The 24,776-nt window shown below is 73.4% G+C and carries 18 protein-coding genes; 4 read left to right on the forward strand and 14 right to left on the reverse strand.

The window, feature by feature from the left end:
- Positions 1-109: 109 nt before the first annotated feature.
- The gene (locus OG802_RS02455; RefSeq protein WP_329406689.1) at positions 110-910 is read right to left on the reverse strand and encodes a crotonase/enoyl-CoA hydratase family protein; all 801 of its coding nucleotides are present in this window, start codon (positions 908-910) and stop codon (positions 110-112) included.
- 172 nt (positions 911-1,082) lie between these two features.
- Here OG802_RS02455 and OG802_RS02460 point away from each other — a divergent pair, with 172 nt between their 5' ends.
- Complete coding sequence (locus OG802_RS02460; protein WP_329406692.1) at positions 1,083-2,729, forward strand: acyl-CoA synthetase; 1,647 nt, start codon at positions 1,083-1,085, stop codon at positions 2,727-2,729.
- Positions 2,730-2,769: 40 nt separating this feature from the next.
- Here the strand turns inward: OG802_RS02460 and OG802_RS02465 are convergent, their stop codons facing one another.
- Positions 2,770-3,639, reverse strand: coding sequence for an alpha/beta fold hydrolase (locus tag OG802_RS02465; RefSeq protein ID WP_329406695.1), 870 nt, complete (start codon positions 3,637-3,639; stop codon positions 2,770-2,772).
- Positions 3,640-3,982: 343 nt separating this feature from the next.
- On the opposite strand from OG802_RS02465, the gene paaK reads away from it, so the two are divergent.
- Positions 3,983-5,281, forward strand: a complete 1,299-nt coding sequence (gene paaK, locus OG802_RS02470; RefSeq protein WP_329406696.1) for a phenylacetate--CoA ligase PaaK — start codon at positions 3,983-3,985, stop codon at positions 5,279-5,281.
- Positions 5,282-5,325: 44 nt separating this feature from the next.
- On the opposite strand, the gene OG802_RS02475 is transcribed toward paaK, so the two are convergent.
- The 7 genes from OG802_RS02475 to OG802_RS02505 all read right to left on the reverse strand — a co-directional run bounded on the left by OG802_RS02475 (position 5,326) and on the right by OG802_RS02505 (position 14,129).
- Entirely contained in the window at positions 5,326-6,825 is a 1,500-nt protein-coding gene (locus OG802_RS02475; protein WP_329406699.1) for an acyl-CoA synthetase, read from the reverse strand.
- A 92-nt stretch (positions 6,826-6,917) separates the two neighbouring features.
- The gene (locus tag OG802_RS02480; protein ID WP_329406701.1) at positions 6,918-8,471 is read right to left on the reverse strand and encodes an acyl-CoA synthetase; all 1,554 of its coding nucleotides are present in this window, start codon (positions 8,469-8,471) and stop codon (positions 6,918-6,920) included.
- Positions 8,468-9,577, reverse strand: coding sequence for an NAD(P)H-dependent flavin oxidoreductase (locus tag OG802_RS02485; protein WP_329406703.1), 1,110 nt, complete (start codon positions 9,575-9,577; stop codon positions 8,468-8,470). The genes OG802_RS02480 and OG802_RS02485 overlap by 4 nt, the downstream gene beginning before the upstream one ends.
- 60 nt (positions 9,578-9,637) lie before the next feature.
- Positions 9,638-11,323, reverse strand: coding sequence for an FAD-dependent oxidoreductase (locus OG802_RS02490; RefSeq protein WP_443055169.1), 1,686 nt, complete (start codon positions 11,321-11,323; stop codon positions 9,638-9,640).
- Between the two features lie 211 nt (positions 11,324-11,534).
- Positions 11,535-12,380 (reverse strand): oxygenase MpaB family protein, encoded by an 846-nt coding sequence (locus OG802_RS02495; protein WP_329406708.1) that lies wholly within the window; start codon positions 12,378-12,380, stop codon positions 11,535-11,537.
- A 9-nt stretch (positions 12,381-12,389) separates the two neighbouring features.
- Positions 12,390-13,568 (reverse strand): acyl-CoA dehydrogenase family protein, encoded by a 1,179-nt coding sequence (locus OG802_RS02500; RefSeq protein WP_329406710.1) that lies wholly within the window; start codon positions 13,566-13,568, stop codon positions 12,390-12,392.
- 186 nt (positions 13,569-13,754) lie between these two features.
- Complete coding sequence (locus OG802_RS02505) at positions 13,755-14,129, reverse strand: ferredoxin (protein WP_329406713.1); 375 nt, start codon at positions 14,127-14,129, stop codon at positions 13,755-13,757.
- Positions 14,130-14,256: 127 nt separating this feature from the next.
- Here OG802_RS02505 and OG802_RS02510 point away from each other — a divergent pair, with 127 nt between their 5' ends.
- Entirely contained in the window at positions 14,257-14,622 is a 366-nt protein-coding gene (locus OG802_RS02510; RefSeq protein WP_329406715.1) for a DUF6479 family protein, read from the forward strand.
- Positions 14,623-14,729: 107 nt separating this feature from the next.
- Here the strand turns inward: OG802_RS02510 and OG802_RS02515 are convergent, their stop codons facing one another.
- Together OG802_RS02515 and OG802_RS02520 are read right to left on the reverse strand one after the other, a co-directional pair.
- On the reverse strand, positions 14,730-15,590 hold the full coding sequence (locus OG802_RS02515; protein ID WP_329406718.1) for a fructosamine kinase family protein: 861 nt from the start codon (positions 15,588-15,590) through the stop codon (positions 14,730-14,732).
- A gap of 224 nt (positions 15,591-15,814) precedes the next feature.
- On the reverse strand, positions 15,815-18,202 hold the full coding sequence (locus tag OG802_RS02520) for an ATP-binding cassette domain-containing protein (RefSeq protein WP_443055170.1): 2,388 nt from the start codon (positions 18,200-18,202) through the stop codon (positions 15,815-15,817).
- Between the two features lie 225 nt (positions 18,203-18,427).
- Between OG802_RS02520 and OG802_RS02525 the strand changes: the two genes are divergently transcribed.
- Positions 18,428-20,449, forward strand: coding sequence for a PAS domain S-box protein (locus tag OG802_RS02525; RefSeq protein ID WP_329406722.1), 2,022 nt, complete (start codon positions 18,428-18,430; stop codon positions 20,447-20,449).
- Here the strand turns inward: OG802_RS02525 and OG802_RS02530 are convergent.
- The 3 genes from OG802_RS02530 to OG802_RS02540 form a co-directional block, all read right to left on the reverse strand.
- The gene (locus OG802_RS02530) at positions 20,433-21,410 is read right to left on the reverse strand and encodes an ATP-grasp domain-containing protein (RefSeq protein ID WP_329406724.1); all 978 of its coding nucleotides are present in this window, start codon (positions 21,408-21,410) and stop codon (positions 20,433-20,435) included. The two genes, OG802_RS02525 and OG802_RS02530, sit on opposite strands and share 17 nt — an antisense overlap.
- A 346-nt stretch (positions 21,411-21,756) precedes the next feature.
- Positions 21,757-24,141: a phosphoketolase family protein gene (locus tag OG802_RS02535; protein ID WP_329406725.1), complete on the reverse strand. Its 2,385-nt coding sequence runs from the start codon at positions 24,139-24,141 to the stop codon at positions 21,757-21,759.
- Between the two features lie 138 nt (positions 24,142-24,279).
- Positions 24,280-24,741, reverse strand: coding sequence for an RpiB/LacA/LacB family sugar-phosphate isomerase (locus OG802_RS02540; protein ID WP_329406726.1), 462 nt, complete (start codon positions 24,739-24,741; stop codon positions 24,280-24,282).
- Positions 24,742-24,776 lie beyond the last annotated feature (35 nt).

Raw genomic sequence — 24,776 nt, forward strand, 5'->3', positions numbered from 1 at the left:
CCCGGTGGCGGGCGCGGGGCGGTCGGCTGTGCGGTCGCGGCGCGTCGGCCCGGCGGTCACGACGGCCTCGCGGGGCGCGTGAGGGCCCGCGCCTTGTGCCCGGCCGGTTTCATGCGCGCCGGTAGCGGGGCGGGCGCTTCTCCGCGAAGGCGCGGGCGCCCTCCTTGGCGTCGGCGGTGTCGAAGACGGGCCAGCCGCGGGCGAGTTCGGCGGCGAGGCCGTCGGTCTCGGTGAGTTCGGCGCTCTCGTACACGGACGCCTTGACGGCCTCGACGGCGAGCGGAGCGCAGGAGTTGACGCGGTCGGCGATCTCCAGGGCCTTCTCGAGGGCCGTTCCCTCCGGTACGACATGGCCGATCAGGCCGATGTCCGCGGCCTCCCGGGCGCTGTACGGGCGTCCGGTGAGCAGCATCTCCAGGGCGTGGGTGCGCGGGATCTGCCGTGGCAGCCGCACGGTGGAGCCGCCGATCGGGAAGAGTCCGCGCCGGACCTCGAAGAGGCCGAAGGTGGCGGAGTCGCCGGCGACGCGGATGTCGGTGCCCTGGAGCATCTCGGTGCCGCCCGCGACGCAGTGGCCCTCGACGGCGGCGATCACCGGCTTGCGCGGGCGGTGGTGGCGCAGCATCGCCTTCCAGTGCAGGTCGGGGTCGGCCTTGAGCCGGTGGCGGTACTGCTCGCCCTCCATGCCCTGTCCCGCCAGGGCCTTGAGGTCCATGCCGGCGCAGAAGGAGCCGCCCGCGCCGGTGAGGACGACGGAGCGGACCGAGTCGTCCTCGTCGGCCTCCAGCCAGCCGTCGTACAGGCCGACGAGCATGGCGAGCGAGAGCGCGTTCCTGGCCTGCGGCCGGTTGAGCGTGAGCACGAGCGTGGCGCCCTCGCGTCGCACGGTGAGGTGTTCGGTACCGCCCATGGCACATCTCCCCTCGGAAAGAACGAGAACAGGTTGCAGTAGGCGTGACGGCAGTTCAAGGGTTTTCTGACAGACAGTCAGATTTCTTGGCGCGGGCCCTTCCCACTTACCGCCCCCTTTGCTCTGATGACCGGCGAACCGTACGGGAACCCGGCCCCGGTCAGGAGGAACGGTGGAGTACAACCTTGCCGACCTGTTCGAGTCGGTCGTCGACGTGGCGGCGGACCGCGAGGCGCTCGTGTACGTCGACCACCCCGGCACGGGCGCGGAGCGCCGGCTGACGTACGCGCAGCTCGACGCGGCGGCCAACCGCATCGGACACCACCTCCTCGACAGCGGCCTGCGCCCCGGCGAGCATCTCGGACTGCATCTCTACAACGGCGTGGAGTACCTACAGACGGTGCTCGGCTGCCTGAAGGCGCGCATCGTCCCCGTCAACGTCAACTACCGCTACGTAGAAGAGGAGTTGGTCTACCTCTACCGGGACGCGGATCTGGCGGCGCTGGTCTTCGACGCCGAGTTCGCCGACCGGGTGGCGGCCGCGCTGCCCCAGACGCCGGCCCTGCGGCACCTGATCCGGGTCGACCCGCCGACCGAGGGCGCCGCCTCCGTCGAAGGCACCAACTCGGCCGACGGCGTCATCCCGTTCGCGCGGGCCGAGGCGGGCGGCTCGCCCGGACGCGTGTTCCCGGCCCGCTCGGGCGACGACCAGTTCATCATCTACACCGGCGGCACGACCGGCATGCCCAAGGGCGTGATGTGGCGTCAGGAGGACCTGTTCTTCTCGGGGCTGGGCGGCGGCTCACCCACGGGCGAGCCGGTGCGGAAGCCCGAGGAGCTCGCCGAGCGGGTCGCCGCCGGCGGCACGGGCATCACCTTCTTCCCGACCCCGCCGCTCATGCACGGCACCTCCACGCTCACCGCGTTCATCGGCTTCAACTTCGGCCAGCGCGTCGTGATCCACCGCAAGTTCGCGCCCGAGGAAGTGCTGCGGACCGTCGAGAGGGAGAAGGTCACCAGCATCTCCCTGGTGGGCGACGCGATGCTGCGGCCGCTCATCGACGCCCTGGAAGGACCCCTGAAGGGCACCGACTGCTCGTCGGTGTTCAGCGTCTCCTCGTCCGGGGCGATCATGTCGGACACGGTCCGCCGCCAGTTCCGGTCGCTGATGCCGAACGCGATGCTGCTGAACAACTTCGGCTCCTCGGAGTCCGGCTTCAACGGCACGGCGACGGAGGACTCCGGGCCCGACCGGGGCTTCCGCGTCCGGGTCAACGCCCGTACCCGGGTGGTCGACCCGGCCACCCGCGAGCCGGTGGCCGCGGGCGGGATCGGCCGCGTCGCCCAGTGCGGCCACGTCCCCCTCGGGTACTACAACGACCCGGCGAAGACGGCCGAGACCTTCTTCGAGAAGGACGGCGAACGCTGGGTGCTGCTCGGCGACATGGCCACCGTCGACGAGGACGGCGTGGTCGTCGTCCTCGGGCGCGGCTCGCAGTGCATCAACACCGGGGGCGAGAAGGTGTACCCCGAGGAGGTCGAGCAGGCGCTCAAGGCGCATCCGGACGTGTACGACGCCCTGGTGGCGGGGGTGCCGGACCCGACGTGGGGCAACCACGTCGCGGCGGTGGTGCAGGTCCGCCACGGGGCCCCGCCGCCGTCCCTGGAGGACATCCAGAGCCACTGCCGCACCCGGCTCGCCGGCTACAAGATCCCGCGTCAGCTCGTGCTCGCCGAGGCCATCCGCCGCTCCCCCAGCGGCAAGGCGGACTACCGGTGGGCGCGCGAGGTCGCCGTCGCGCAGGGGCAGGGCGGCTGACCGGGCCGCACCGGCCCGCGCCCGCCCGGGGACCCCGCCCTCAGCCCGACCGCGCCGCACCCCTGCGCCCGGCCGTCTCCAGGAAGTCGCCGACCCGCGCGGCGAACCGGCCCGGATCGTCCAGCCACGGATAGTGGCCGGCGCCGGCCTGGACGGCGAACCCGGCGTTCGGGAAGGCGTCGGCCACCAGCCGGGCGCGGCCGGGACGGGGCCCGCCGTCCAGCTCGCCCGCCAGGACCAGCACCGGGGCGCTCACCTCGGCCAGCGCGGTCCGCAGGGCCGGCGGGTCGAAGGCGGCCGGGTCGAGGAAGCGGTCCTCGCCCTCGGCGCAGGTCTGCTCGTCCACGGCGGCCTCGTGGGCGCGGGCCGCGTCGTCCCACCTGCCGTGGAAGAAGGCTGCCACCACCGCCCAGTCGGGCTCGGCCCCGCCCCCGAGCCAGGCCTCGAACGCGGGGAACGCCTCGTCGAACCAGGGCTCGCCGCGCCGCAGCCGCGCGGCCGCCAGCCGCTCCTCCGCCGTGGCGGGCCGGCCGAGCGCCCACGGATTGACGGTGACCAGCACGAGAGCGGACACCCGGTGCGGATGCCGCGCCGCGTAGAGCATCGCGAGGCTGCCGCCCGCCGAATGGGCCAGCACGTCGATCCGCTCCCGCCCCAGGTGCACCCGCAGCGCCTCGACGTCGTCCACCTGCCGGTCGCAGCGGTAGGTCGCCGGATCCGCGGGGCGCGCGGAGCCGCCCGTGCCGCGCAGGTCGAGCAGGACGAGACGCCGCCGGCCGGCGAGGCCGCCGAGGTCGCCCAGATAGGCGGAGGCACGCAGGGGGCCGCCGGGCAGGACGACGAGCGGCTCGCCCTCGCCCGACTCCCGGTAGCTGAGCCGGGTGCCGTCCGGCGCGGTGAAGATCGGCATGCCCCGATTCTCGGCAGGGCCGGCGGCCGCGCGCAACGGGGTTCTCCGTGCTCCCCGTGCGCCGAGGGCTCCCCGCCTCCCGGCGCTCCCTGTGTTGTCGGCGCTCCGGTGTCCCGGTGTCCCCGGTGTTCCAGGTGCTCGTGCGGGGAAAGTCGCCGCCCGGCCCTTGCCTGATGTGCCCGGGCCTGGATTACTGATCACGAGAGGGTCGACCGAATGATCGGTCGCCCGGATGGAGACAGTTCGGTGTCGGGACGTCCGGCGCCGGGACCGTCCGGCGTCGGCGAGCGTCCCGCGCCGGGCGTCCCGCGGCGCGCGGACAGGTCGGTGAGGGAGACGTCCCATGACGGATGTGCGGAACCTGCTGGACGAGGGCGAGCGCCTCGACGAGAGCGCGCTGCGCGCCCTTCAGCTGGAGCGGCTGCGGACCTCGCTGCGCCTCGCCTACTCCCGGGTGCCCTTCTACCGCGAGGCCTTCGACAAGGCCGGCGTCCACCCGGACGACTGCCGCGACCTCGCCGACCTGGCCCGCTTCCCCTTCACCACCAAGGCCGACCTGCGCGCGCACTACCCGTACGGCATGTTCGCCGTCCCCCGGGACCGGATCCGCCGCATCCACGCCTCCAGCGGCACCACCGGCCGGCCGACCGTCGTCGGCTACACGGACGCCGACCTGTCCATGTGGTCGGACGTGATGGCCCGTTCGCTGCGCGCGGCGGGCGCGCGGCCCGGTGACACCGTCCATGTGGCGTACGGGTACGGCCTGTTCACCGGGGGTCTCGGCGCCCACTACGGCGCCGAGCGCCTCGGCTGCACGGTGATCCCCGCCTCCGGCGGCATGACGTCCCGTCAGGTCCGGCTGATCCTGGACCTCGAACCCCGCGTCATCATGGTGACCCCGTCCTACATGCTCACCCTGCTCGACGAGTTCGAACGCCAGGGCGTGGACCCGCGCTCCACCTCGCTGCGCGTGGGCGTCTTCGGCGCGGAGCCGTGGACGGAGGCGATGCGGCAGGAGATCGAGGAGCGGTGCGCGATCGACGCCGTCGACGTCTACGGGCTGTCGGAGGTCGTCGGGCCGGGCGTGGCGCAGGAGTGCGTGGAGACCAAGGACGGGCTGCACGTCTGGGAGGACCACTTCTTCCCGGAGGTGGTCGACCCGGTCACCGGCGAGGTCCTGCCGGAGGGCGAGGAGGGCGAGCTGGTCTTCACCTCGCTGACCAAGGAGGCCATGCCGGTCGTGCGCTACCGCACGCGCGACCTGACCCGCCTGCTGCCGGGCACGGCCCGGGTCTTCCGGCGGATGCGGAAGGTGACCGGCCGCAGCGACGACATGGTCATCCTGCGAGGGGTGAACCTCTTCCCCACGCAGATCGAGGAGATCGTGCTGCGCACCCCGGGGGTGGCGCCCCACTTCCAGCTCCGCCTGACGCGCGAGGGCCGTCTCGACGCCCTGACGGTGCGTGCCGAGGCGCGCCCCGACGCCACGCCCGCGGACCGCGACGCCGCCGCGCGCGCGGTCGCGGCGGCGGTGAAGGACGACATCGGCGTGTCGGTCGCCGTGGAGATCGTCGACCCGGAGTCACTGGAGCGGTCGGTGGGCAAGATCCGGCGGATCGTGGACGAGCGCCCGCGCGCGTGACGGCCGCGAGAGGGCAGCCGCCGCGCGTAACGCCGGCCGTGGCGTCAGGAGGCGAACCGGTCCCTCAGCTCCCGTTTGAGGATCTTCCCGCTGGCGTTGCGGGGCAGCTCGTCCACGAAGAGCACCCGCTTGGGGGCCTTGAAGGAGGCCAGCTTCTCGCGCGCGTGGGCGATGAGCTGTTCCTCCGACACCTCGCCCCGCGCGACGACGACCGCCGTGACCGCCTCGATCCACTTCTCGTCCGGCAGGCCGATCACGGCGGCCTCGGCGACGCACTCATGGGTGTAGAGGACGTCCTCGACCTGCCGGGAGGCGACCAGCACGCCGCCGGAGTTGATGACGTCCTTCACCCGGTCGACGATCGTGAAGTAGCCGTCGGCGTCGCGCACGGCGAGGTCGCCGGAGTGGAACCAGCCGTCCCGGAAGGCCGCGGCGGTCTCCTCGGGCTTCTCCCAGTAGCCCTCGCACAGCTGCGGGGAGCGGTAGACGATCTCGCCGGGCGTGCCGTCGGGGACGTCGGCGCCGTCCTCGTCGACCACGCGGGCGTCGACGAACAGGACGGTGCGGCCGCAGGAGTCCATGCGCCCCTTGTGCTCGTCGGGGGCGAGGACGGTGGCGAGCGGGCCGATCTCGCTCTGCCCGAAGCAGTTGTACAGGGCGAGCCGGGGCAGCCGTTCGCGCAGGCGCTCCAGGACCGGCACCGGCATGATCGACGCCCCGTAATAGGCCTTGCGCAGGCCGGTCAGGTCGCGGGTGGCGAAGTCGGGGCGGTTCGCCAGGGCGATCCACACGGTCGGCGGGGCGAAGAGGCTGTCGACGCGGCCGGCCTCGATCAGGTCGAGGAGCCGGTCGCCGTCGGGGGCGTCCAGCACGATGTTCGTGGCGCCGACGGCGAGGTAGGGCAGCAGGAACACGTGCATCTGCGCCGAGTGGTACAGCGGGAGCGAGTGCGCGGGGCGGTCGCCGGCGCTCAGGTCGAGGGCGGTGATCGCGCTGAGGTACTCGTGCACCAGGGCGCGGTGGGTCATCATCGCGCCCTTGGGCAGGGCCGTGGTGCCGGACGTGTAGAGCAGCTGCACCAGGTCGTCGGTGCGCGGCTCGGGGCCCTCGTGGACGGGGGCGGCGGCGAGCCGCGCGAGGAGCGAGTCGTCGGCGTCGCGCAGGGGCGTGGTCCGCACGCCCGCGGGGAGCCGGCCTGCGAGGCCGGGGTCGGCCAGGACCAGCGAGCTGCCCGACTGGGTCACCAGGTACGCCAGGTCGTCGCCGGTGAGGTTCTGGTTGAGGGGGACGTGGACGAGTCCCGCGCGGGCGCAGGCCAGGAACGCGATGAGGTAGGCGTCGGAGTTGTGGCCGTAGGCCGCGACCCGGTCGCCGGGGGCGAGGCCCTCGGCGAGCAGGACGCTCGCCGCGCGCGAGACCGCCTCGTCCAGTTCCTCGTAGGTCCAGGTGCGGTCGCGGTACTCGACCGCCACGCGCGCCGGGGTGCGGCGGGCGCTGCGCCGCAGCACCCCGTCGACCGTGCTGCCATGTCCGGGGGGCGTCATGGCTCATGATCCTGGGACGGCGGCCGGACCAGGTCAAGTCGCCGGCGCCCCAGGGGGCGGCGAGCGAGCCGGCGCGGCCGGGTGCGGGACGTTCAGACCTGGCGGGTGCGTCCCTCCCAGTACGGTTCGCGCAGCCGCCGCTTGTAGAGCTTGCCGTTGGGGTCGCGGGGCATCTCGGCGATGAAGTCGACGGACCTGGGCCGTTTGTAGCCGGCCAGCCGCTCGGCGCAGTGGGCGAGGAGGTCGGCGGCGAGGTCCGGGCCGGGCTCCCGGCCGGGGGCGGGCTCGATCACCGCCTTGACCTGCTCGCCCCAGTCGTCGTGCGGGATGCCGAAGGCGGCGGCGTCGGCGACGGCGGGGTGGGCGAGCAGCACGGACTCGATCTCGGCGGGGTAGACGTTGACGCCGCCGGAGATGATCAGGTCGATCTTGCGGTCGCGCAGGAAGAGGTAGCCGTCCTCGTCGAGGACCCCGAGGTCGCCGACGGTGAAGAAGTCGCCGATGCGGTTCTTCCGCGTCTTGTCCTCGTCCTTGTGGTAGGCGAAGCCGCCGGTGGTCATCTTCATGTACACCGTGCCGAGTTCGCCGGGCGGCAGCCGCTCGCCGTCGTCGTCGAAGATCGCCAGCTCGCTGATGGGCCAGGCCTTCCCGACCGTGCCCGGCTTCTTCAGCCACTCCTCGGCCGTGGCGAACGCACCGCCGCCCTCGCTGGCCGCGTAGTACTCCTCCACGCACGCGCCCCACCAGTCGATCATCGCCCGCTTCACGTGGTCGGGGCAGGGCGCGGCGCCGTGGATGGCGTGCCGCATCGAGGTCACGTCGTAGCGCGCCCGGGTGTCCGGCGGGAGGGCCAGCAGGCGGTGGAACTGGGTGGGGACCATGTGGGTGTGGGTGCAGCGGTGGACGTCGACGAGACGGAGCATCTCCTCGGGCGTCCACTTGTCCATCACGACGAGCCGGTGGCCCAGGTGCAGGGAGGCGGCCGCGAACTGCAGCACGGCCGTGTGGTAGAGCGGCGAGCACACCAGGTGCACGTTGTCGTCGAAGGGCCTGATGCCGAAGATGCCGAGGAAGCCGCCGAGGTAGGACTCCTCGGGCGGCTTCCCGGGCAGCGGACGCCGGATGCCGCGCGGGCGGCCCGTGGTGCCCGAGGTGTAGTTCATGACCCAGCCCAGTGTGCGCTCGGCGGGCGGCGACTCCGGTCGCCCGTCGAGGAGTTCGGGATACGGCCGGAAGCCGTCGGCCTCGCCGACGGCGTAGCGGTGGGTGGCGGGCAGACGGGCCTCGTCGGCGGCCCGGCGCGCCTGTTCGGCGAAGCGTTCGTGGGCGATCAGCACCTTGGCCCCCGAGTCGGAGACGATCCAGGCGATCTCGGGGCCGACGAGGTGGTGGTTGACGGGCACGAGGTAGAACCCGGCCTGGGTCGCGGCCAGATGGGCGGTGAAGAACTCGGCCGAGTTGGGCAGGACGACGGCGAAGGCGTCGCCGCGTTCCAGGCCGGCGGCGCGCAGGCCGTGCACGAGCCGGTTGGCGGCGGCGTGCAGGCGGCCGGCGGTCCACTCCTGGCCGTCGGGGGCGATCAGGACGGTGCGGTCGGGGTCCTGGGCGGCCTGGGCCCAGAAGCCCGCGGGAGGTGTGCCGGTCACTGTCCGCTCCTTCCGGCGATGCGGTTGACGCGGTCCACGGCCTGTTCGAAGCCGCGGGTGAGATCGTCGAAGACCGCCCGGACGCTGCGCACCTCGTTCATCCGGCCGACGATCTGGCCGACGGGCGTGCCGAGCAGGGGGTCGACCTCGTGTTTCTGGATGCGTGAGACGGCCTCCGCGACGAGCAGGCCCTGGAGAGGCATGGGGAGGGCGCCGGGTCCGTCGGGGCCGTCCCAGGCGTCGGTCCACTCGGTGCGCAGCTGGCGGGCGGGTTTGCCGGTCAGGGCGCGGGAGCGGACGGTGTCGCCGGAGCCGGCCGCGAGGAGTTTGCGGGTGAGGGCGGGCGAGTGCATGTCGGCCTCGGACGTGGTCAGCCAGACGGAGCCGAGCCAGACGCCCTGGGCGCCGAGCGCGAGGGCGGCGGCCGCCTGCCGTCCGCTGCCGATGCCGCCGGCGGCGAGCACGGGCAGCGGGTCCACGGCCTCGACCACCTCCGGGGTGAGCACCATGGAGGCGATCTCGCCGGTGTGGCCGCCCGCCTCGTAGCCCTGGGCGACGACGACGTCGATGCCGGCGTCCTTGTGCTTGCGGGCGTGGCGTGCGCTCCCGGCGAGCGCGGCGACGAGGACGTCCCGGTCGTGGGCGCGGGCGACGACGTCGGCGGGGGGCGAGCCGAGGGCGTTGGCCAGCAGCCGGATCGGGTAGTCGAAGGCGACGTCGAGCTGGCTGCGGGCGACCTGCTCCATCCAGCCGGTGATCCGCCACCCCGCGGCCTCGCCCTGGGCCAGTTCGGGGACGCCGTACTTGGCGAGGGTGTCCCGCACGAAGTCCCGGTGCGCCTCGGGGATCATCGCCTCGACGTCGGCCTCGGTCACGCCCTCGACCTTCTTGGCGGGCATGACGACGTCGAGTCCGTACGGCCGGCCGTCTACGTGGGCCTCGATCCAGTCGAGGTCGCGTCTGAGGTCGTCCGGGGCGGTGTACCGGACCGCGCCGAGCACGCCGAAGCCGCCCGCGCGGCTGATGGCCGCGGCGACGGCGGGGAACGGCGTGAAGCCGAAGACGGCGTGCTCGACTCCCAGTTGTGTGCTCAGCTCCGTCTGCATGGGCGCAGGATGCCGCAGCGGAGCGGACGACGGAAGACCTTTTCTGATAGACCGTCAGATTCAGGCGTCCGGGTTCCCCGCGGCCTCCAGCACCGCCATCGCCGCGTTGTGCCCCGGCACCCCGCTCACCCCTCCCCCGCGCACGGCCCCCGCCCCGCACAGCAGCACGTTGCCGTGCCGGGTCTCCACGCCCCAGCGGCCCGCGCCGTCCTGCGCGTAGGGCCAGGACAGCTCCCGGTGGAAGATGTTGCCGCCGGGGAGCCCGAGGTCGCGCTCCAGGTCCAGCGGGGTCCTCGCCTCGATGCAGGGGCGGCCGTCGGCGTCGAGGGCCAGGCAGTCGGCGAGGGGCTCGGCCAGATGCGCGTCGAGCAGGGCCAGGGTCGACCTCAGCAGCTCCTCGCGCACGCCGTCGTTGTCCGCGCGGAAGAGCCGGGCCGGGGTGTGCAGCCCGAACAGCGTCAGCGTGTGGTGCCCCGAGGCGGCCAGGTCCGGGCCCAGGATGCTCGGATCGGTCAGCGAGTGGCAGTAGATCTCGGAGGGCGGGGCGGCCGGCGGCTCACCGGCGGCGGCCTGGGCGTGGGCGGCGGCGAGCTGCTCGTACCCCTCGGCGATGTGGAAGGTCCCGGCGAACGCCTCCCGCGGGTCGACGGAGCTGTCGCGCAGCCTCGGCAGCCGCGTGAGCAGCATGTTCACCTTCAACTGGGCGCCCTCCGCGGGGGCGGGCGGCTCGTCGCCGGTGAGGGCCGCCAGCGTCTGCGGGGAGGCGTTCACCAGGACGTGCCGGGCGGCGACGACGCCCTCGCCGTCGGCACTGCGGTAGGCCACCTCGGCGCTGCGGCCGTCCGTGTCGATCCGTACGGCCTCGTGTCCGGTGGCGAGGACCGCGCCCGCGTCCCGGGCGGCGTCGGCCAGGGCGTCGGTGAGGGCGCCCATCCCGCCCACCGGCACGTCCCAGGCGCCGGTGCCGCCGCCGATGACGTGGTAGAGGAAGCAGCGGTTCTGCCGCAGGGAGGGGTCGTGGGCGTCGGCGAAGGTGCCGATGAGCGCGTCGGTGAGGACCACGCCCCGCACGAGGTCGTCCGCGAAGCGCTCCTCGACGGCCGTGCCGATCGGCTCCTCGAAGACGGTCCGCCAGGCCTCCTCGTCGTCGACCGTGCGGCGCAGTTCCTCACGGGTGGGCAGCGGCTCGGTGAGCGTGGGGAAGACCCGCCGGGCGAGGCGTCCGGTCATGCCGTAGAAACGCTCCCAGGCCGCGTACTCGCGCTCGCCGCCCGTGAGCCGCGCGAACGCCTCACGGGTGCGCTCCTCGCCCCCGCCCACCAGGAGCCCGGTGGCCCGCCCCGCACGCTCCACGGGCGAGTACGAGGAGATCGTGCGGCCGCGTACCCGGAAACGCAGCCCCAGGTCCCGCACGATCTTCGACGGGAGCAGGCTCACCAGGTACGAGTACCTCGACAGCCGGGCGTCGACCCCGGCGAACGGCCGGGTGGAGACGGCGGCGCCGCCGGTGTGGTCCAGCCGCTCCAGCACCAGCACCGACCGCCCGGCCCTCGCCAGGTAGGCGGCCGCGACCAGGCCGTTGTGGCCGCCGCCCACGACGACGACGTCGTAGGAGCGCACCCTCCCGGGCCCCGCCTGCCCCTCGGATCCCGCGTGCGCCTGGTGCCCGGGCTGCCCGGATGGTCCCTGACGGCCCGGCTGTCCCGGCTGCCCCGTGTGTCCCGTGTGTCCCTCGTGTGCTGGCATGGTTCTTGCTAGCACGGGGCGATCAAGGTCCGCCAGAGGCCGTTCCGGGCCCGCGCGGGGAACGGCGTCCCTTCGAGCCGGGGGCGCGGACCGCCACTCCCCCGGCCGGTGCGGCCCGCCCGGCTCATGTGGCTCCCCCGGCCCGTGCGGCTCATCGGCCCGTCCGGCTCGTGCGGCCCGTCCGGCCTGCCCGTCCGTCCGGCGGGGCGGCCTACGGCCGGACCTTGTCCGGGGCCGGGCGGGCTTCGGGGCCAAGGCGGGCCATGGCCCGCAGGATGTGCCGGGGCGGGAGCCGCCAGCGCAGACGTGCGGGAACGCGACGCAGCACGGCCCCGGCGGTCCGCAACCGCCGGGTGACGACGGCGGGTTCGGGGGCGCGTCTGCCGTACAGCTCGTGCGCGTACGGCGGCAGTGAGGCGTACGCCAGATCCGCGACGCGCCGCCACAGCAGGGCGCGTGCGGGCACCAGCAGCGGGTGGGTCGGCGGGCGGAGCAGGAAGTCGTCCACCGCGCGCGCCTCGGCTCCGGCGGCGAGTTCGGGGCGCACCTTCTCGAAGTAGGCCTCCATCGCGGCCCGGTCGCCGGGCAGGGTGTCCGGATCGAGCCCCACCAGGCGGGCGCTGACGCGGTGTTCGCCGATGTAGCGGTCGGCGGCCGCGTCGGACAGCGGGTAGCCGGAACGGCGCAGGACGTGCAGATAGGAGTCGATCTCGGCACAGTGCACCCACAGCAGCAGTGCGGGTTCGCCGACTCCGTAGGTCTCCCCGGTGTCCGGGTCGGTGGCGGTGAGCAGGCGGTGGATCCGGCGGACGCGGGCGCCCGCCTTCTCGGCGGCCTCGGCGGTGCCGTAGGTGGTGGTGCCGACGAAGTCGGCGGTGCGCATCAGCCGGCCCCACGCGTCCCGCCGGAAGTCGGAGTTCTGCATGACGCCGCGCACGGCCCGCGGGTGGAGCGCCTGGAGGTAGAGCGCCCGGATCCCGGCGACCCACATCATCGGGTCGCCGTGCGTCTGCCAGGTCACGCTCGTCGGGCCGAACAGCCCCGGGTCGGCCGTCATACGGGAAGGCTAACGCCGCACCCGCGGCATCCCCAGGCCGATCCAGGAAATGATCTCCCGCTGGATCTCGTTGTTGCCGCCGCCGAAGGTGAAGATCACGGCGGACCGGTAGCCGCGTTCGAGCTCGCCGTGCAGGACGGCGCCCGCCGAGCCCTCCTGGAGCGCGCCGGGCGCCGCGACGACCTCCATCAGCCAGCCGTAGGCGTCGCGGCGGGCCTCGGAGCCGTAGACCTTGACGGCCGAGGCGTCCTGCGGGGTGAGGGTGCCGTTCTGGAGGGCGCCGACCATCTGCCAGTTGAGGAGCTTGAGCGCGTCGAGTTTCACATGGGTCTGGGCCAGCCGCCGGCGCACCCAGGGCAGGTCGACCACCCGGCTGCCGTCGGCGAGCTTGGTCCCGGCCGCCCAGCGCTGGACGTCGTGCAGCGCGCGGATCGCCATCGTGCCGTGCGCGGCGAGGGTGACGCGTTCGTGGTTGAGCTGGTTGGTGATCAGCCGCCAGCCCTGGTTCTCGGCGCCCACCCGCCGCGAGACGGGCACGCGGATGTTCTCGTAGTAGCTGGCGGTGGTGTCGTGCGAGGCGAGCGTGCGGATGACGGTGCAGGAGTAGCCGGGGTCGGTGGTCGGCACCAGGAGCATGGTGATGCCCCTGTGCGGCGGAGCCTCGGGATCGGTGCGCACGGCGAGCCACACCCAGTCCGCGGTGTCGCCGTTGGTCGTCCAGATCTTCTGGCCGTTGACGACGTACTCGTCCCCCTCGCGCACCGCGCGCGTTCTGAGCGCGGCCAGGTCGGTGCCCGCGTCGGGCTCGCTGTAGCCGATGGCGAAGTCGATCTCCCCGGCCAGGATCCTGGGCAGGAAGTACGACTTCTGCTCGTCCGTGCCGTAGCGCATGATCGTCGGTCCGACGGTGTTCAGGGCCATGAGGGGCAGCGGTACGCCGGCCTGGGCGGCCTCGTCGAAGAAGACGAACTGCTCGACGGGCGTGAGGCCGCGCCCGCCGTACTCCTTCGGCCAGCCGACGCCGAGCCAGCCGTCCTCGCCGAGGCGCCGGACGGTCCTGCGGTAGAACCGTTTGGCGGCGACCGGGTCGGCGTGCCGGGCGTAGGCGTTGTCCGGCACCAACTCGGCGAAGTAGGACCGCAGTTCGGTGCGCAACCGCAGTTGTTCGGGCGTGTGGTCGAGGTGCACGGCGCCTCCTGGCTTCCCAAGGCCGGTGTCCTGACGGCGCACACCGTAGAACGTGTTCCAGAAATTGGGAATGCCATGGGGAATGCCATCGGGAATGCCGAGGGGCGCGCGAAGCGGAGAAGGGGAGCGGCGGGCGCGGATGCGGCCCGGCCGTTCCGGTGCGGGCCGCATCCCGCGCTCCCGGGCTCAGCGCAGGGTCGCGATGAAGTCGGTGCAGGCCTGGGCGCAGGCGCGACAGGCGGCCGCGCTGTCCTCGGCGCCCGGCTGGCGGTCGAAGACGTGCGCGCTCTCCAGGCAGACCGTCCGGCACCATTCCAGCTGGGCACGGATGCCGGCCTCGTCCGTCGCGCTCTCCTCGGACAGCACGCGGCAGGTGGCGTCGCAGACCTCGGCGCACATGATGCCCTTGCGCCGCACCAGTTCGTGATGCTCTCTGCCGTCCGGATCCACGAGGCTCGCGCGCAGCGCGCTGGCGCGCGCGCACTCGGTGCACGCCTGGGCGCACGCGAAGCGGTCCTCCAGGAACCGGAACAGCTCCTGTTGGGATGTCGTCGTAGTCACAGGGGGCGGGTAGCCGGGAGGCCCGCCGCCAAACCCGGGGGCGCCTCCGGGGCCGTCAGCCCTCCGTCGGCCCTCCGTCGATCCTCCTGGGGCGGTTCGTCCCGTTTTCTCCGGGTATTCAGCTGGTATGACTACCGCAAGCCAACAGCTGGCCGCCGCGAGCGGCCTGCTCAGTCTCGGGCTGTTCGTGGTCGGAATGGCCCTGCTCGCCGTGCTCGGCGGCGGCTTCTGGCTGGGCGCCCGCGTCAAGTCGCGCGAGTCGGCACGGCCGCGCCCCGAGGAACAGCCGCACCTCCCGCCGGGCGGCGCCGTGCACGAGATCCGCGAGAACCGGGAACCCGACGAGGTGCCCCGGACGGCGGAGGGCGGCCGTCCCCTCACCCCGTACGAGTTGACCAACATGCAGACCCGGGCGAGCACGGACAAGAAACGGCCGCGCTGGAGCCGGGGCAGCAGCGGCTCGTTCGGCGGCGGCGGTCTGGGCGCGCACTGAGCGACCCACGCTGAACACCGCGCGGATTCACGCCCCCGCGCCCGTCACACCTCACGCCGGTCGCACCCTGCCCGTTCCCCTGCGGCGTGTGCGATGCGAAGCGGCCCTCACCGGGCCGCTTCGGCCACCGCGAGGGCCTGCTCCGCGTACGGGCGCCCGAACAGCACGGCGTGCACGAGCAGGGGGAAGAGCTGGTGCAGGCCGACGCGCCCGCGCCACCCGTCGGCGAGCGGCGACTGCTGCTGGTAGCCGGCCAGCACCTGGTCCAGGTGGGGGCAGCCGAACAGGAGCAGCATCGCCAGGTCCGTCTCCCGGTGACCGCCGTGGGCGGCCGGGTCGATGAGGCGGACGTCGCCGTCCGCGCCCCACAGCACGTTGCCGTTCCACAGGTCGCCGTGCAGGCGGGCGGGCAGTTCGGACGGCCCGGCCAGCTCCGGCAGACGCAGACACAGGCGCTCGATCCGGGACGCCTCGGCCGGGCCGAGCGTGCCCGCTTCGGCTGCCGCGCGGGCGTACGGCAGCACGCGCTCCTCCGCGTACCAGACCGGCCAGTCGTCGCCGGTCACGTTGCGCATCGGGGCCCGGCCGACGTAGGCGTCGCGGAGGCCTCCCGGCGGGGCCGCGCCGAACGCCGGAGCACCGGCGGCGTGCAGGGCCGCAAGGTCCCGGCCCAGGCGGCGGGCGGCCGCGGCGTCCGGGGCGCCGGTCGCCACGCGGTCGGTCACCAGCCAGCGGTCGTCGTGCCCGTGCACGGCCGGGACGCGGACGGACCCGGCGGCGGCCAGCCAGCGCAGCCCGGCCGCCTCGGCCCCGGTCGCGCCGGGATCCTCGCCCCGCTTGACCATCACCACGCGCCCGTCGTCGAGGACGACCTCCGTCAGCGTCCCGGACAGCGACCGCTCGCGCCGGGGCGCCGCCCCGGCGTACCGGGCGGCGGCCGCGCCGGGACCGGAAGGAGGCACCCTCATCCGAGGACCTCCCCCGGCGTACGGCCGGACGCACACCGGGCGGACGGGGCGGGACACGCTGACATGACGGCCAGCCTACGCACGGCGCGGGCGGTGCACGGGGGGGCATCGGGCAGCCGACCGGCCGGGCAGCCGACCGGCCGGTCAGGCGGCCGGCCGGTCAGGCGGTCCGGCGGTCAGGCGGCCGGCCGGTCAGGCGGTCCGGCGGTCCGGCGGCCGGCCGGTCAGGCGCCGACGTATGCCGCGAGGTGCTCGCCGGTGAGGGTGGAGCGGGCGGCGACGAGGTCGGCCGGCGTGCCCTCGAAGACGATCCGGCCGCCGTCGTGACCCGCGCCGGGGCCGAGGTCGACGATCCAGTCGGCGTGCGCCATGACCGCCGGGTGGTGCTCGACGACGATGACCGACTTGCCCGAGTCGACCAGCCGGTCCAGCAGGCCGAGCAGCTGTTCCACGTCGGCGAGGTGGAGGCCGGTGGTCGGCTCGTCCAGGACGTACACGCCGCCCTTCTCCGCCATGTGGGTGGCCAGCTTGAGCCGCTGGCGCTCGCCGCCGGACAGCGTGGTGAGCGGCTGGCCCAGGCTCAGGTAGCCGAGGCCGACGTCGGCCAGCCGGGTCAGGACGCGGTGCGCCGCCGGAGTGCTCGCCTCGCCCGCGCCGAAGAACTCCTCGGCCTCCGAGACCGGCATCGCGAGCACCTCGCTGATGTCGCGCCCGCCGAGGCGGTACTCCAGGACGGACGCCTGGTACCGCCTGCCCTCGCACTCCTCGCAGGTGGTGGCGACGCCCGCCATCATCGCCAGGTCCGTGAAGACGACGCCGACGCCGTTGCAGGTGGGACAGGCGCCCTCCGAGTTGGCGCTGAACAGCGCCGGCTTGACCCCGTTGGCCTTGGCGAAGGCCTTGCGGATCGGGTCGAGCAGCCCGGTGTACGTGGCGGGGTTGCTGCGCCGCGAGCCGCGGATCGCCCCCTGGTCGACCGAGACCACGCCCTCGCCGGGCGGCACCGAGCCGTGTACGAGCGAGCTCTTGCCCGAGCCGGCCACGCCGGTGACGACCACCAGCACGCCCAGCGGGATGTCGACGTCCACGTCGCGCAGGTTGTGCGCGGACGCGCCCCGGATCTCCAGCACGCCGGTGGGCTTGCGCACCGTCTCCTTGACGGCGGCACGGTCGTCGAGGTGGCGGCCGGTGATGGTGTCGCCGGCCCGCAGTCCCTCGACCGTGCCCTCAAAACAGACGCTGCCGCCCGCCGTGCCGGCGCCGGGGCCGAGGTCGACGACGTGGTCGGCGATCGCGATCGTCTGCGGCTTGTGCTCCACGACGAGCACCGTGTTGCCCTTGTCGCGCAGCCGCAGCAGCAGGTCGTTCATCCGGCTGATGTCGTGCGGGTGCAGACCGGTGGTGGGCTCGTCGAAGACGTAGGTGACGTCGGTGAGCGAGGAGCCGAGGTGGCGGATCATCTTGACGCGCTGGGCCTCGCCGCCCGAGAGCGTGCCCGAGGGGCGGTCGAGCGAGAGGTAGCCGAGGCCGATCTCCGCGAACGAGTCGAGGGAGTGCTGGAGCGCGGTGAGCAGGGGCGCGACCGACGGATCGTCGAGCCCCCGGACCCACTCGGCCAGGTCCGTGATCTGCATCGCGCAGGCGTCGGCGATGCTGACGCCGCCGATCTTCGACGACCGGGCGCCCTCGCTCAGCCGGGTGCCCTCGCACTCGGGGCACACGGAGAACGTCGTCGCCCGCTCGACGAAGGCGCGGACGTGCGGCTGGAGCGCGTCGATGTCCTTGGACAGCATGGACTTCTGGATCTTCGGGATGAGGCCTTCGTACGTCAGGTTGATCCCGTCAACCTTGATTTTGGTGGGCTCCTTGTGGAGCAGGTCGTGCAGTTCCCGCTTGGTGAACCTGTTGATCGGCTTGTCCGGGTCGAAGAAGCCGCAGCCGGAGAAGATCCGGCCGTACCAGCCCTCCATGCTGTAGCCGGGGATCGTGAGCGCGCCCTCGTTGAGGGACTTGCCGGCGTCGTAGAGCTGGGTGATGTCGATGTCGGAGACCGTGCCGCGGCCCTCGCAGCGCGGGCACATGCCGCCGGTGCGCGTGTAGGTCGCCTTCACCGCCTTCTTGTTGCCGCGCTCCACGGTGATCGCGCCGCTCGCCCGTACGGAGGCGGTGTTGAAGGAGTACGCGGTGGGCGGTCCGATGTGCGGCTGCGCGAGCCGGCTGAACAGGATGCGCAGCATCGCGTTGGCGTCGGTGGCCGTGCCCACGGTGGAGCGCGGGTCGGTGCCCAGCCGCTGCTGGTCGACGATGATCGCGGTCGTCAGCCCGTCGAGCACGTCGACCTCGGGGCGCGCCAGGTTCGGCATGAAGCCCTGCACGAAGGCGCTGTAGGTCTCGTTGATCAGCCGCTGCGACTCCGCGGCGATCGTGTCGAACACCAGCGAGCTCTTGCCCGAGCCGGACACCCCGGTGAACACCGTCAGCCGGCGCTTGGGGATCTCGATGCTGACGTCCTTGAGGTTGTTCTCGCGCGCCCCGTGCACGCGGATCAGGTCGTGACTGTCGGCGGCATGCGGCTCGGGCGGCTGTGACTGCGTCCTGTGGGCCATGCTCATCTCTCTCCATCCGTCGCGCGGACCGCCCGGTCCGTGTCGGCGTCGCCCGGCTCGTCGCGTTCGACGCCACGCTAGCCGGGCCACCGGGGCCGGCGCTTCTCCAAACGTGATCGGTTCGGCGGCGTTCATGTTCGGACAGGCCCTGGACAGTAAACGACAACGCGGAGCGGGGGCGGCGCGAAGGCGCTGGGATGGCCTGATTCGTCGTGCGGGATGAGGTGGCACATGGCCGAGGTGATGCGGGCGGAACCGGCGCGGCGCACGGGTACGGGGGCGGGGGCGGGCGCAGCGAAGCAGAACGTCAGGCAGGACGGGAAGAAGGACGGGCCGGGGAAGGACGGGCAGAAACGGTGCGGCGGCCCGGCGGGAGCGCCGGACGACGCGCTCGGCGGGGCCGAGGAACGGTTCCGGGGGCTGCTGGAGGCGGCGCCGGACGCGATGGTCATCGTCGACGACACGGGCATCATCAAACTCGTCAACGCCCAGACGGAGGCGCTGTTCGGGCACGGTCGCGAGGAACTGCTCGGCTGTCCCGTCGAGTTGCTGATCCCGCACCGCTTCCACCACCAGCACACCGCGCACCGGCGCGGGTACACGGCCAACCGCCAGGTGCGTCCCATGGGCGCCGGGCTCGAACTGCACGGGCTGCGCAAGGACGGCACCGAGTTTCCCGTCGAGATCAGTCTGAGTCCGCTGGAGACCGCGGAGGGGCTGCTCGTGTCGGCGGCGGTGCGCGACGTCAGCGACCGCAAGGCGGCCGAGGCGCGCATCAACGAGCTGGCCGCGCTGGTGGAGTCGTCGCAGGACGCGATCCTCGCCAAGACCCTCGACGGGTACATCACCTACTGGAACGCGGCCGCACAGCGCCTGTACGGCTACACCGCCGACGAGGCCATCGGCCGGCACGTCTCGGTGCTGGCCCCGCCGGAGCTGCGGGGCGAGGTGCGCGAGCTGCTCAAGCGGCTGCGGCACGCGGAGAAGGTGGAGCACTACGAGACGCTGCGGTTGACCAAGTCCGGGGCGCTGCTGGACGTGGACGTCACGCTGTGGCCGACCAGGGACACCCACGGCAGGGTGGCCGGCGCCTGCGCCATCGTGCGCGACATCAGTGACCGCAAGCGCGCGGAGGCCGAGCTGACCGTCCTGTACGAGCAGCAGCGGCACATCGCGCTGACCCTCCAGCGCAGCCTGATGGGCACGCCGCCGGCGCTGCCCGGTCTGGCCACCGCGAGCCGCTACCGGCCCGCCACCCAGGGCGCCGGGGTGGGCGGCGACTGGTTCGACCTGATTCCGCTCGGCGCCGACCGGGTGGGCGTGCTGATAGGCGACGTCATGGGCCGCGGGCTGGAGGCGGCCGCCGTCATGGGGCAGCTGAGGTCGGCCGCGCACGCCCTGGCGAAGACCGGGATGCAGCCGCGGCAGCTGATGCGGGCCCTGGACACCTGCGTCGCCGACCTGGACGTCCCCGACCAGCTCGTCACCTGCTGCTATCTGGTGATCGCGCCGGACGCGGGCACGGTGACGGTGTGCTCTGCGGGGCATCTGCCGGTGCTGGTCGCCGGGGTCGGCGAGGGCATCAGCCAGCTGTCCTGCCCGGTCAACACCCCGCTCGGGGTGGGCGACGTGGTGTACGAGCAGTCCAGTTCGGAGATACCGCCGGGGGCCACGCTCGTGCTGTACACGGACGGCCTCATCGAGACCCCGGGCAGCGACATCGAAGTGCGCATCGACGAACTGACGGACCTGCTGGGCCAGTTGTTCGTCGGCACGCCGTGTCTGGAGGCCGCGGCGGACCATGTCCTGGCGGGTCTGCTGCCGGACGCCGACGGTCACAACGACGACGTCACCCTGCTGCTGGCGCAGCTGCCGGCCGCGCCGCTGGCCGCCGTCACGACGCACCTCCCGGCCGCCCCGGCCTCCGTGCCGCAGGGGCGTGCCTTTCTGCGTGCGGCGCTGACCGGGTGGGACTGCGCGGACAGCGCCGACGACGCGCTCCTGCTGCTGTCGGAGACGCTGACCAACGCCGTCCAGCACGCCGAGGGCCCGGTGGGCGTGCATCTGCACCGCACGGCCACCGACCTCACGGTGGAGGTCAGCGACCGCAGTCCGCAGCCGCCCCAGCCGCGCACGGCGGTCGAGGACGAGGAGTCGGGCCGCGGTCTGATCCTGGTCCGGGCCCTCGCCGCCGACTGGGGGGTGCGGCCGACGGACGAGGGCAAGACGACCTGGTTCACGCTGAGGCTGTGAGCCCCCGGCGCGGACCGCCGCGGGTACGCGACAGGGCGTTCAGGTGCGCCTGGACGTAGGGCACGGCCACGGCGTGCAGTTCGCGTTCGCCGTCGACGAAGGCGGGCTGCACGTTGACCTCGAAGACGACCCCGCCGTTCTCCGCGGCGAGGTCCACGCCGGCGAAGGGCAGACCCACGGACGCGGTGGCGGCGACGGCGAGTTCGGCGAGCCGGGGCGGGAGGTCCGGCGGGGCGAGGTGGACGGCGGTGGCGCCCTGGCAGGTGTTGCAGGGGGTGTCGGTGGCGGGCTGCACATGCTCGCGGGCGTGCACGACCCGGTCGCCCAGGACGAACACGCGGAACTGGTGGCGCAGGCCGTCGGCGGTGATGTTGCCCGCGTCACGGGACAGGAGCCAGTCGGTGCCGCGTTCCGCGTAGTAGGCGGCCGCGCGCTCCAGCCGCTCGGGGGTGTCGACGTGGAAGGTGTCGTTGCCGCCGGTGCCGACGACGGGCCTGGCCCAGGTGTCGCGGCCGAGGCGCTCGAACACGTCGGCCGCCTCCCTCGGGGAGGGCCGCGACAGCACCGCGGTCTCCATCTGGGCGACGCCGTCCCGCCGGAAGCGTTCGACGGTCAGGTTCTTCTCGGTGGCGGTCCGCCACGCGTCCGGGCCGGCGGCGAGGGTCACCACGCCGTGGCTCTCCAGGAGCCGCTGGAACCCGGCGAGCGCACGGCGGTGGTGCGGCGGGATCTCGTAGAGCAGGACGACGTCGGGCACGAAGTCCAGCCGCTGCTCGGGAACCTGAAGGCGTAAGCGGTTCCCGTGCCGGACGCCGCGGCCGGTCCCGCCGGTCGCGAAGTGGTGGGAGTCGACCCGGACGGGCGGTGCGCCGGTGAGCAGTTCCACGGCGTCGGCGAGGTACTCACGGCAGCCTTCGGGCGAGGTGGGGTCGGCGATCAGGGCGATGCACGGTCGGGACACAGCGGCCTCCAGGGGCTCTCGACGCGCGCTCGTACCGCGGGCGGCCCACGCGCGGCCCGAGCGGTGTCACGGATGGTGCCTGTCGCGTGGGTGGTCGTCGCACCCGTCGCCCGGGGGAGCCGCGCCGGTGTGCGGAGCCGTGCCCGGTCCGGACGGCGCCGGTCGGGACGGATGACCACGAGGTGGTGGGGCTCGCCCCGCCGGCTGCGCCCGCGGGGCTGGCCGACCACTGTAGGCACCCCGCGGGACGCCGTGCCAGGGCGCACGGCGGTCCGCATCCTGCCCCTGTGCCTGCGCCGTCCGCCCCGGTGCGTGCGCCCTGCCTCACCGCGGGCGGGCCGTCGCCTCAGCCGTCCCAGGCCCAGTCGGCGACCTCGGGCAGATCGGTGCCGTGGGCGCGGATCCAGTCGTGGTGGCGCAGCCGGACGTCCTCCATCCGCTGGCGCACGGCGGCGGCCCGCACGGCGAGGCCGGGGACCCGGTCGATGACGTCCATGACGAGGCGGTAGCGGTCGAGGTCGTTGCGGACGACCATGTCGAAGGGCGTGGTGGTGGTGCCGATCTCCTTGTAGCCGCGCACATGCAGGTGGCGGTGGCCCGTGCGGCGGTAGGCGAGCCGGTGGATGAGCCACGGGTAGCCGTGGTAGGCGAAGATCACCGGCTTGTCGGCGGTGAACAGGCCGTCGTACTCGAAGTCGCTCATCCCGTGCGGGTGTTCGCCGCTGGGCACGAGACGGGCGATGTCGACGACGTTGACGACCCGCACGGCGACTTCCGGCAGGTGGCGGCGGAGCAGCTGGGCGGCGGCGAGCACCTCCTGCGTGGGCACGTCGCCGGCGCAGGCGAGGACCACGTCGGGTTCGCGGGTCCCGTCCCCGGTGCCGGCCCAGTCCCACACGCCGGCCCCACGGGCGCAGTGCGCGCGCGCCTGGTCCATCGTCAGCCAGTCGAAGCAGGGCTGCTTTCCGGCCACGATGACGTTGACGTGATCACGGCTGCGCAGGGCGTGGTCGGCGACGGCCAGCAGGGTGTTGGCGTCCGGCGGGAGGTAGACCCGCACGACCGCCGGGCTCTTGTTGAGGATGTGGTCGACGAAGCCGGGGTCCTGGTGGGAGAAGCCGTTGTGGTCCTGGCGCCACACGTGCGAGGTCAGCAGGTAGTTGAGGGAGGCGACGGGTGCGCGCCAGCCCAGTTCCCTTGACGTCTTGAGCCACTTGACGTGTTGATTGACCATCGAGTCGACGATGTGGACGAACGCCTCGTAGCAGGAGAACAGTCCATGCCGTCCGGTCAGCAGGTAGCCCTCCAGCCAGCCCTGGCAGGTGTGTTCGGAGAGGATCTCCATCACCCGGCCGTGCCGGTCGAGGTTCTCGTCGACCTCGAGGGTCTGCGCCTGCCAGGCCTTGCCGCTGGCCCCGTACACGGCCTGCAACCGGTTGGAGGCGGTCTCGTCGGGGCCGACCAGACGGAAGTCGCGCCGGTCGGCGGTGGCCCGCATGACGTCCTCCAGCACACCCCCGAGGACCCTGGTCGGTTCGTGCAGGCTGATGCCCGGCTTGTCGACGGGGACGGCGTACGCGTCGAGGTCGCCCAGCGGGAGTTCGCGCAGCAGCAGTCCGCCGTTGGCGTGCGGGGTGGCGCCCAGCCGGCGGGCGCCCTCGGGGATCCGGGCCAGGACGTCGGGACGGGGGCGGCCCTGCTCGTCGAAGAGCTCCTCGGGCCGGTAGGAGCGCAGCCAGGCCTCCAGTTGCCGCAGATGCTCGGGCTCGTCCCGGACGGCGGACAGGGGCACCTGGTGGGAGCGCCAGGTGCCCTCGACGGGCAGACCGTCGACGTGGGCGGGGCCGGTCCAGCCCTTGGGGGTGCGCAGCACGATCACCGGCCAGCGGGGGCGCTCGCCGGACCCGTCCTCGCGGGCCGCGCGCTGGAAGGCCGCGATGCGGTCGAGGGCGGTGTCCATGGCCTCGGCCATCGCACGGTGGACGGCGTCCGGCTCGTCGCCGGTGACGTGGATCGGGTCGTGGCCGTAGCCGCGCAGCAGCTCGTCGAGTTCGGACTCGGGGATCCGGGCCAGCACGGTGGGGTTGGCGATCTTGTAGCCGTTGAGGTGGAGGATCGGCAGGACCGCCCCGTCGTGGACCGGGTCGAGGAACTTGTTCGAGTGCCAGGCGGCGGCCAGCGGACCCGTCTCCGCCTCGCCGTCGCCGATCACGCAGGCGACCAGCAGGTCCGGGTTGTCGAAGGCGGCGCCGTAGGCGTGGGACAGGGAGTAGCCGAGTTCGCCGCCCTCGTGGACGGAACCGGGCGTCTCCGGCGCGACGTGGCTGGGCACGCCGCCGGGGAAGGAGAACTGCCGGAACAGCCGGGCCATGCCGGCCGCGTCCCGGGTGACGTCCGGGTAGGTCTCGGTGTAGGACCCCTCCAGCCAGGAGTTGGCGACCACCGCGGGCCCGCCGTGGCCGGGGCCCCAGACGCAGAGCGCGTTCAGGTCCCGGGCGCGGATCACGCGGTTGAGATGGGTGTGGACCAGGTTCAGTCCCGGCGAGGTCCCCCAGTGCCCCAGCAGCCGGGGTTTGACGTGCTCCGGCCGCAGCGGCTCGGTGAGCAGCGGGTTGGCCATCAGGTAGATCTGGCCGACGGCCAGGTAGTTCGCGGCGCGCCAGTGGGCGTGCAGCGTCCTGACCTCGTCGTCGGTGAGCCGGGTGGACGTCGCTCGCGGGTCGACGGACATCTCGGGTTCCCTTCCCGGTCGGGTTGGCTCGCGGGTGTGCCGGTCCGTACCTGCCCACCCTGCCCCGTTTTCGGGGTGTCCGACAGAGCGCGGCGACCCGTACGGAGGAGCGGAGCCGTCCGTACGGGGGGGCGTCCGCTACCCGGGTGAGCCCGCCCTGCCGGCGTCGAGGCCTTCGACGTGGGCGACGTTTCGCCGGTCCTCGGCGTCCCCGCCGGCCTCGGCGGCGAACCAGGCGTCCAGGATCTCCTTGAGCAGCGGCTCGGACGTCAGGCGCAGGCTGAGCGCGAGGACGTTGGCGTCGTTCCAGCGGCGGGCCCCGTCGGCGGTGTAGCCGTCGGCGCACAGCGCGGCACGGACGCCGGCCACCTTGTTGGCGGCGATGGACGCGCCGGTGCCGGTCCAGCAGCACACCACGGCCTGCTCGGAGGTGCCGTCGGCCACATCGCGGGCCGCGGCCTCGGAGCACACCGCCCAGCTCGGGTCGTCGCCGCTGCGCAGCGCGCCGTGCGGGACCACGTCGTGCCCGCGGCCGCGCAGTTCGGCCACCAGGGCCCGGGCCACTGGCTCGTCCATGTCCGAGGAGACGGAGATCCGCATACGAGGGAGCCTACTGAGGGCGACCGCGCACCGCC

This window comes from Streptomyces sp. NBC_00704 (genome assembly GCF_036226605.1).
Lineage (GTDB): Bacteria > Actinomycetota > Actinomycetes > Streptomycetales > Streptomycetaceae > Streptomyces.

Coding starts and splice junctions, on each gene's coding strand:
- OG802_RS02455 (WP_329406689.1), bottom strand. CDS start 910: ATGGGCGGTACCGAACACCTCACCGTGCGACGCGAGGGCGCCACGCTC.
- OG802_RS02465 (WP_329406695.1), bottom strand. CDS start 3,639: ATGCCGATCTTCACCGCGCCGGACGGCACCCGGCTCAGCTACCGGGAG.
- paaK (WP_329406696.1), top strand. CDS start 3,983: ATGACGGATGTGCGGAACCTGCTGGACGAGGGCGAGCGCCTCGACGAG.
- OG802_RS02475 (WP_329406699.1), bottom strand. CDS start 6,825: ATGACGCCCCCCGGACATGGCAGCACGGTCGACGGGGTGCTGCGGCGC.
- OG802_RS02485 (WP_329406703.1), bottom strand. CDS start 9,577: ATGCAGACGGAGCTGAGCACACAACTGGGAGTCGAGCACGCCGTCTTC.
- OG802_RS02490 (WP_443055169.1), bottom strand. CDS start 11,323: ATGCCAGCACACGAGGGACACACGGGACACACGGGGCAGCCGGGACAG.
- OG802_RS02495 (WP_329406708.1), bottom strand. CDS start 12,380: ATGACGGCCGACCCGGGGCTGTTCGGCCCGACGAGCGTGACCTGGCAG.
- OG802_RS02510 (WP_329406715.1), top strand. CDS start 14,257: ATGACTACCGCAAGCCAACAGCTGGCCGCCGCGAGCGGCCTGCTCAGT.
- OG802_RS02515 (WP_329406718.1), bottom strand. CDS start 15,590: ATGAGGGTGCCTCCTTCCGGTCCCGGCGCGGCCGCCGCCCGGTACGCC.
- OG802_RS02520 (WP_443055170.1), bottom strand. CDS start 18,202: ATGAGCATGGCCCACAGGACGCAGTCACAGCCGCCCGAGCCGCATGCC.
- OG802_RS02525 (WP_329406722.1), top strand. CDS start 18,428: ATGGCCGAGGTGATGCGGGCGGAACCGGCGCGGCGCACGGGTACGGGG.
- OG802_RS02535 (WP_329406725.1), bottom strand. CDS start 24,141: ATGTCCGTCGACCCGCGAGCGACGTCCACCCGGCTCACCGACGACGAG.
- OG802_RS02540 (WP_329406726.1), bottom strand. CDS start 24,741: ATGCGGATCTCCGTCTCCTCGGACATGGACGAGCCAGTGGCCCGGGCC.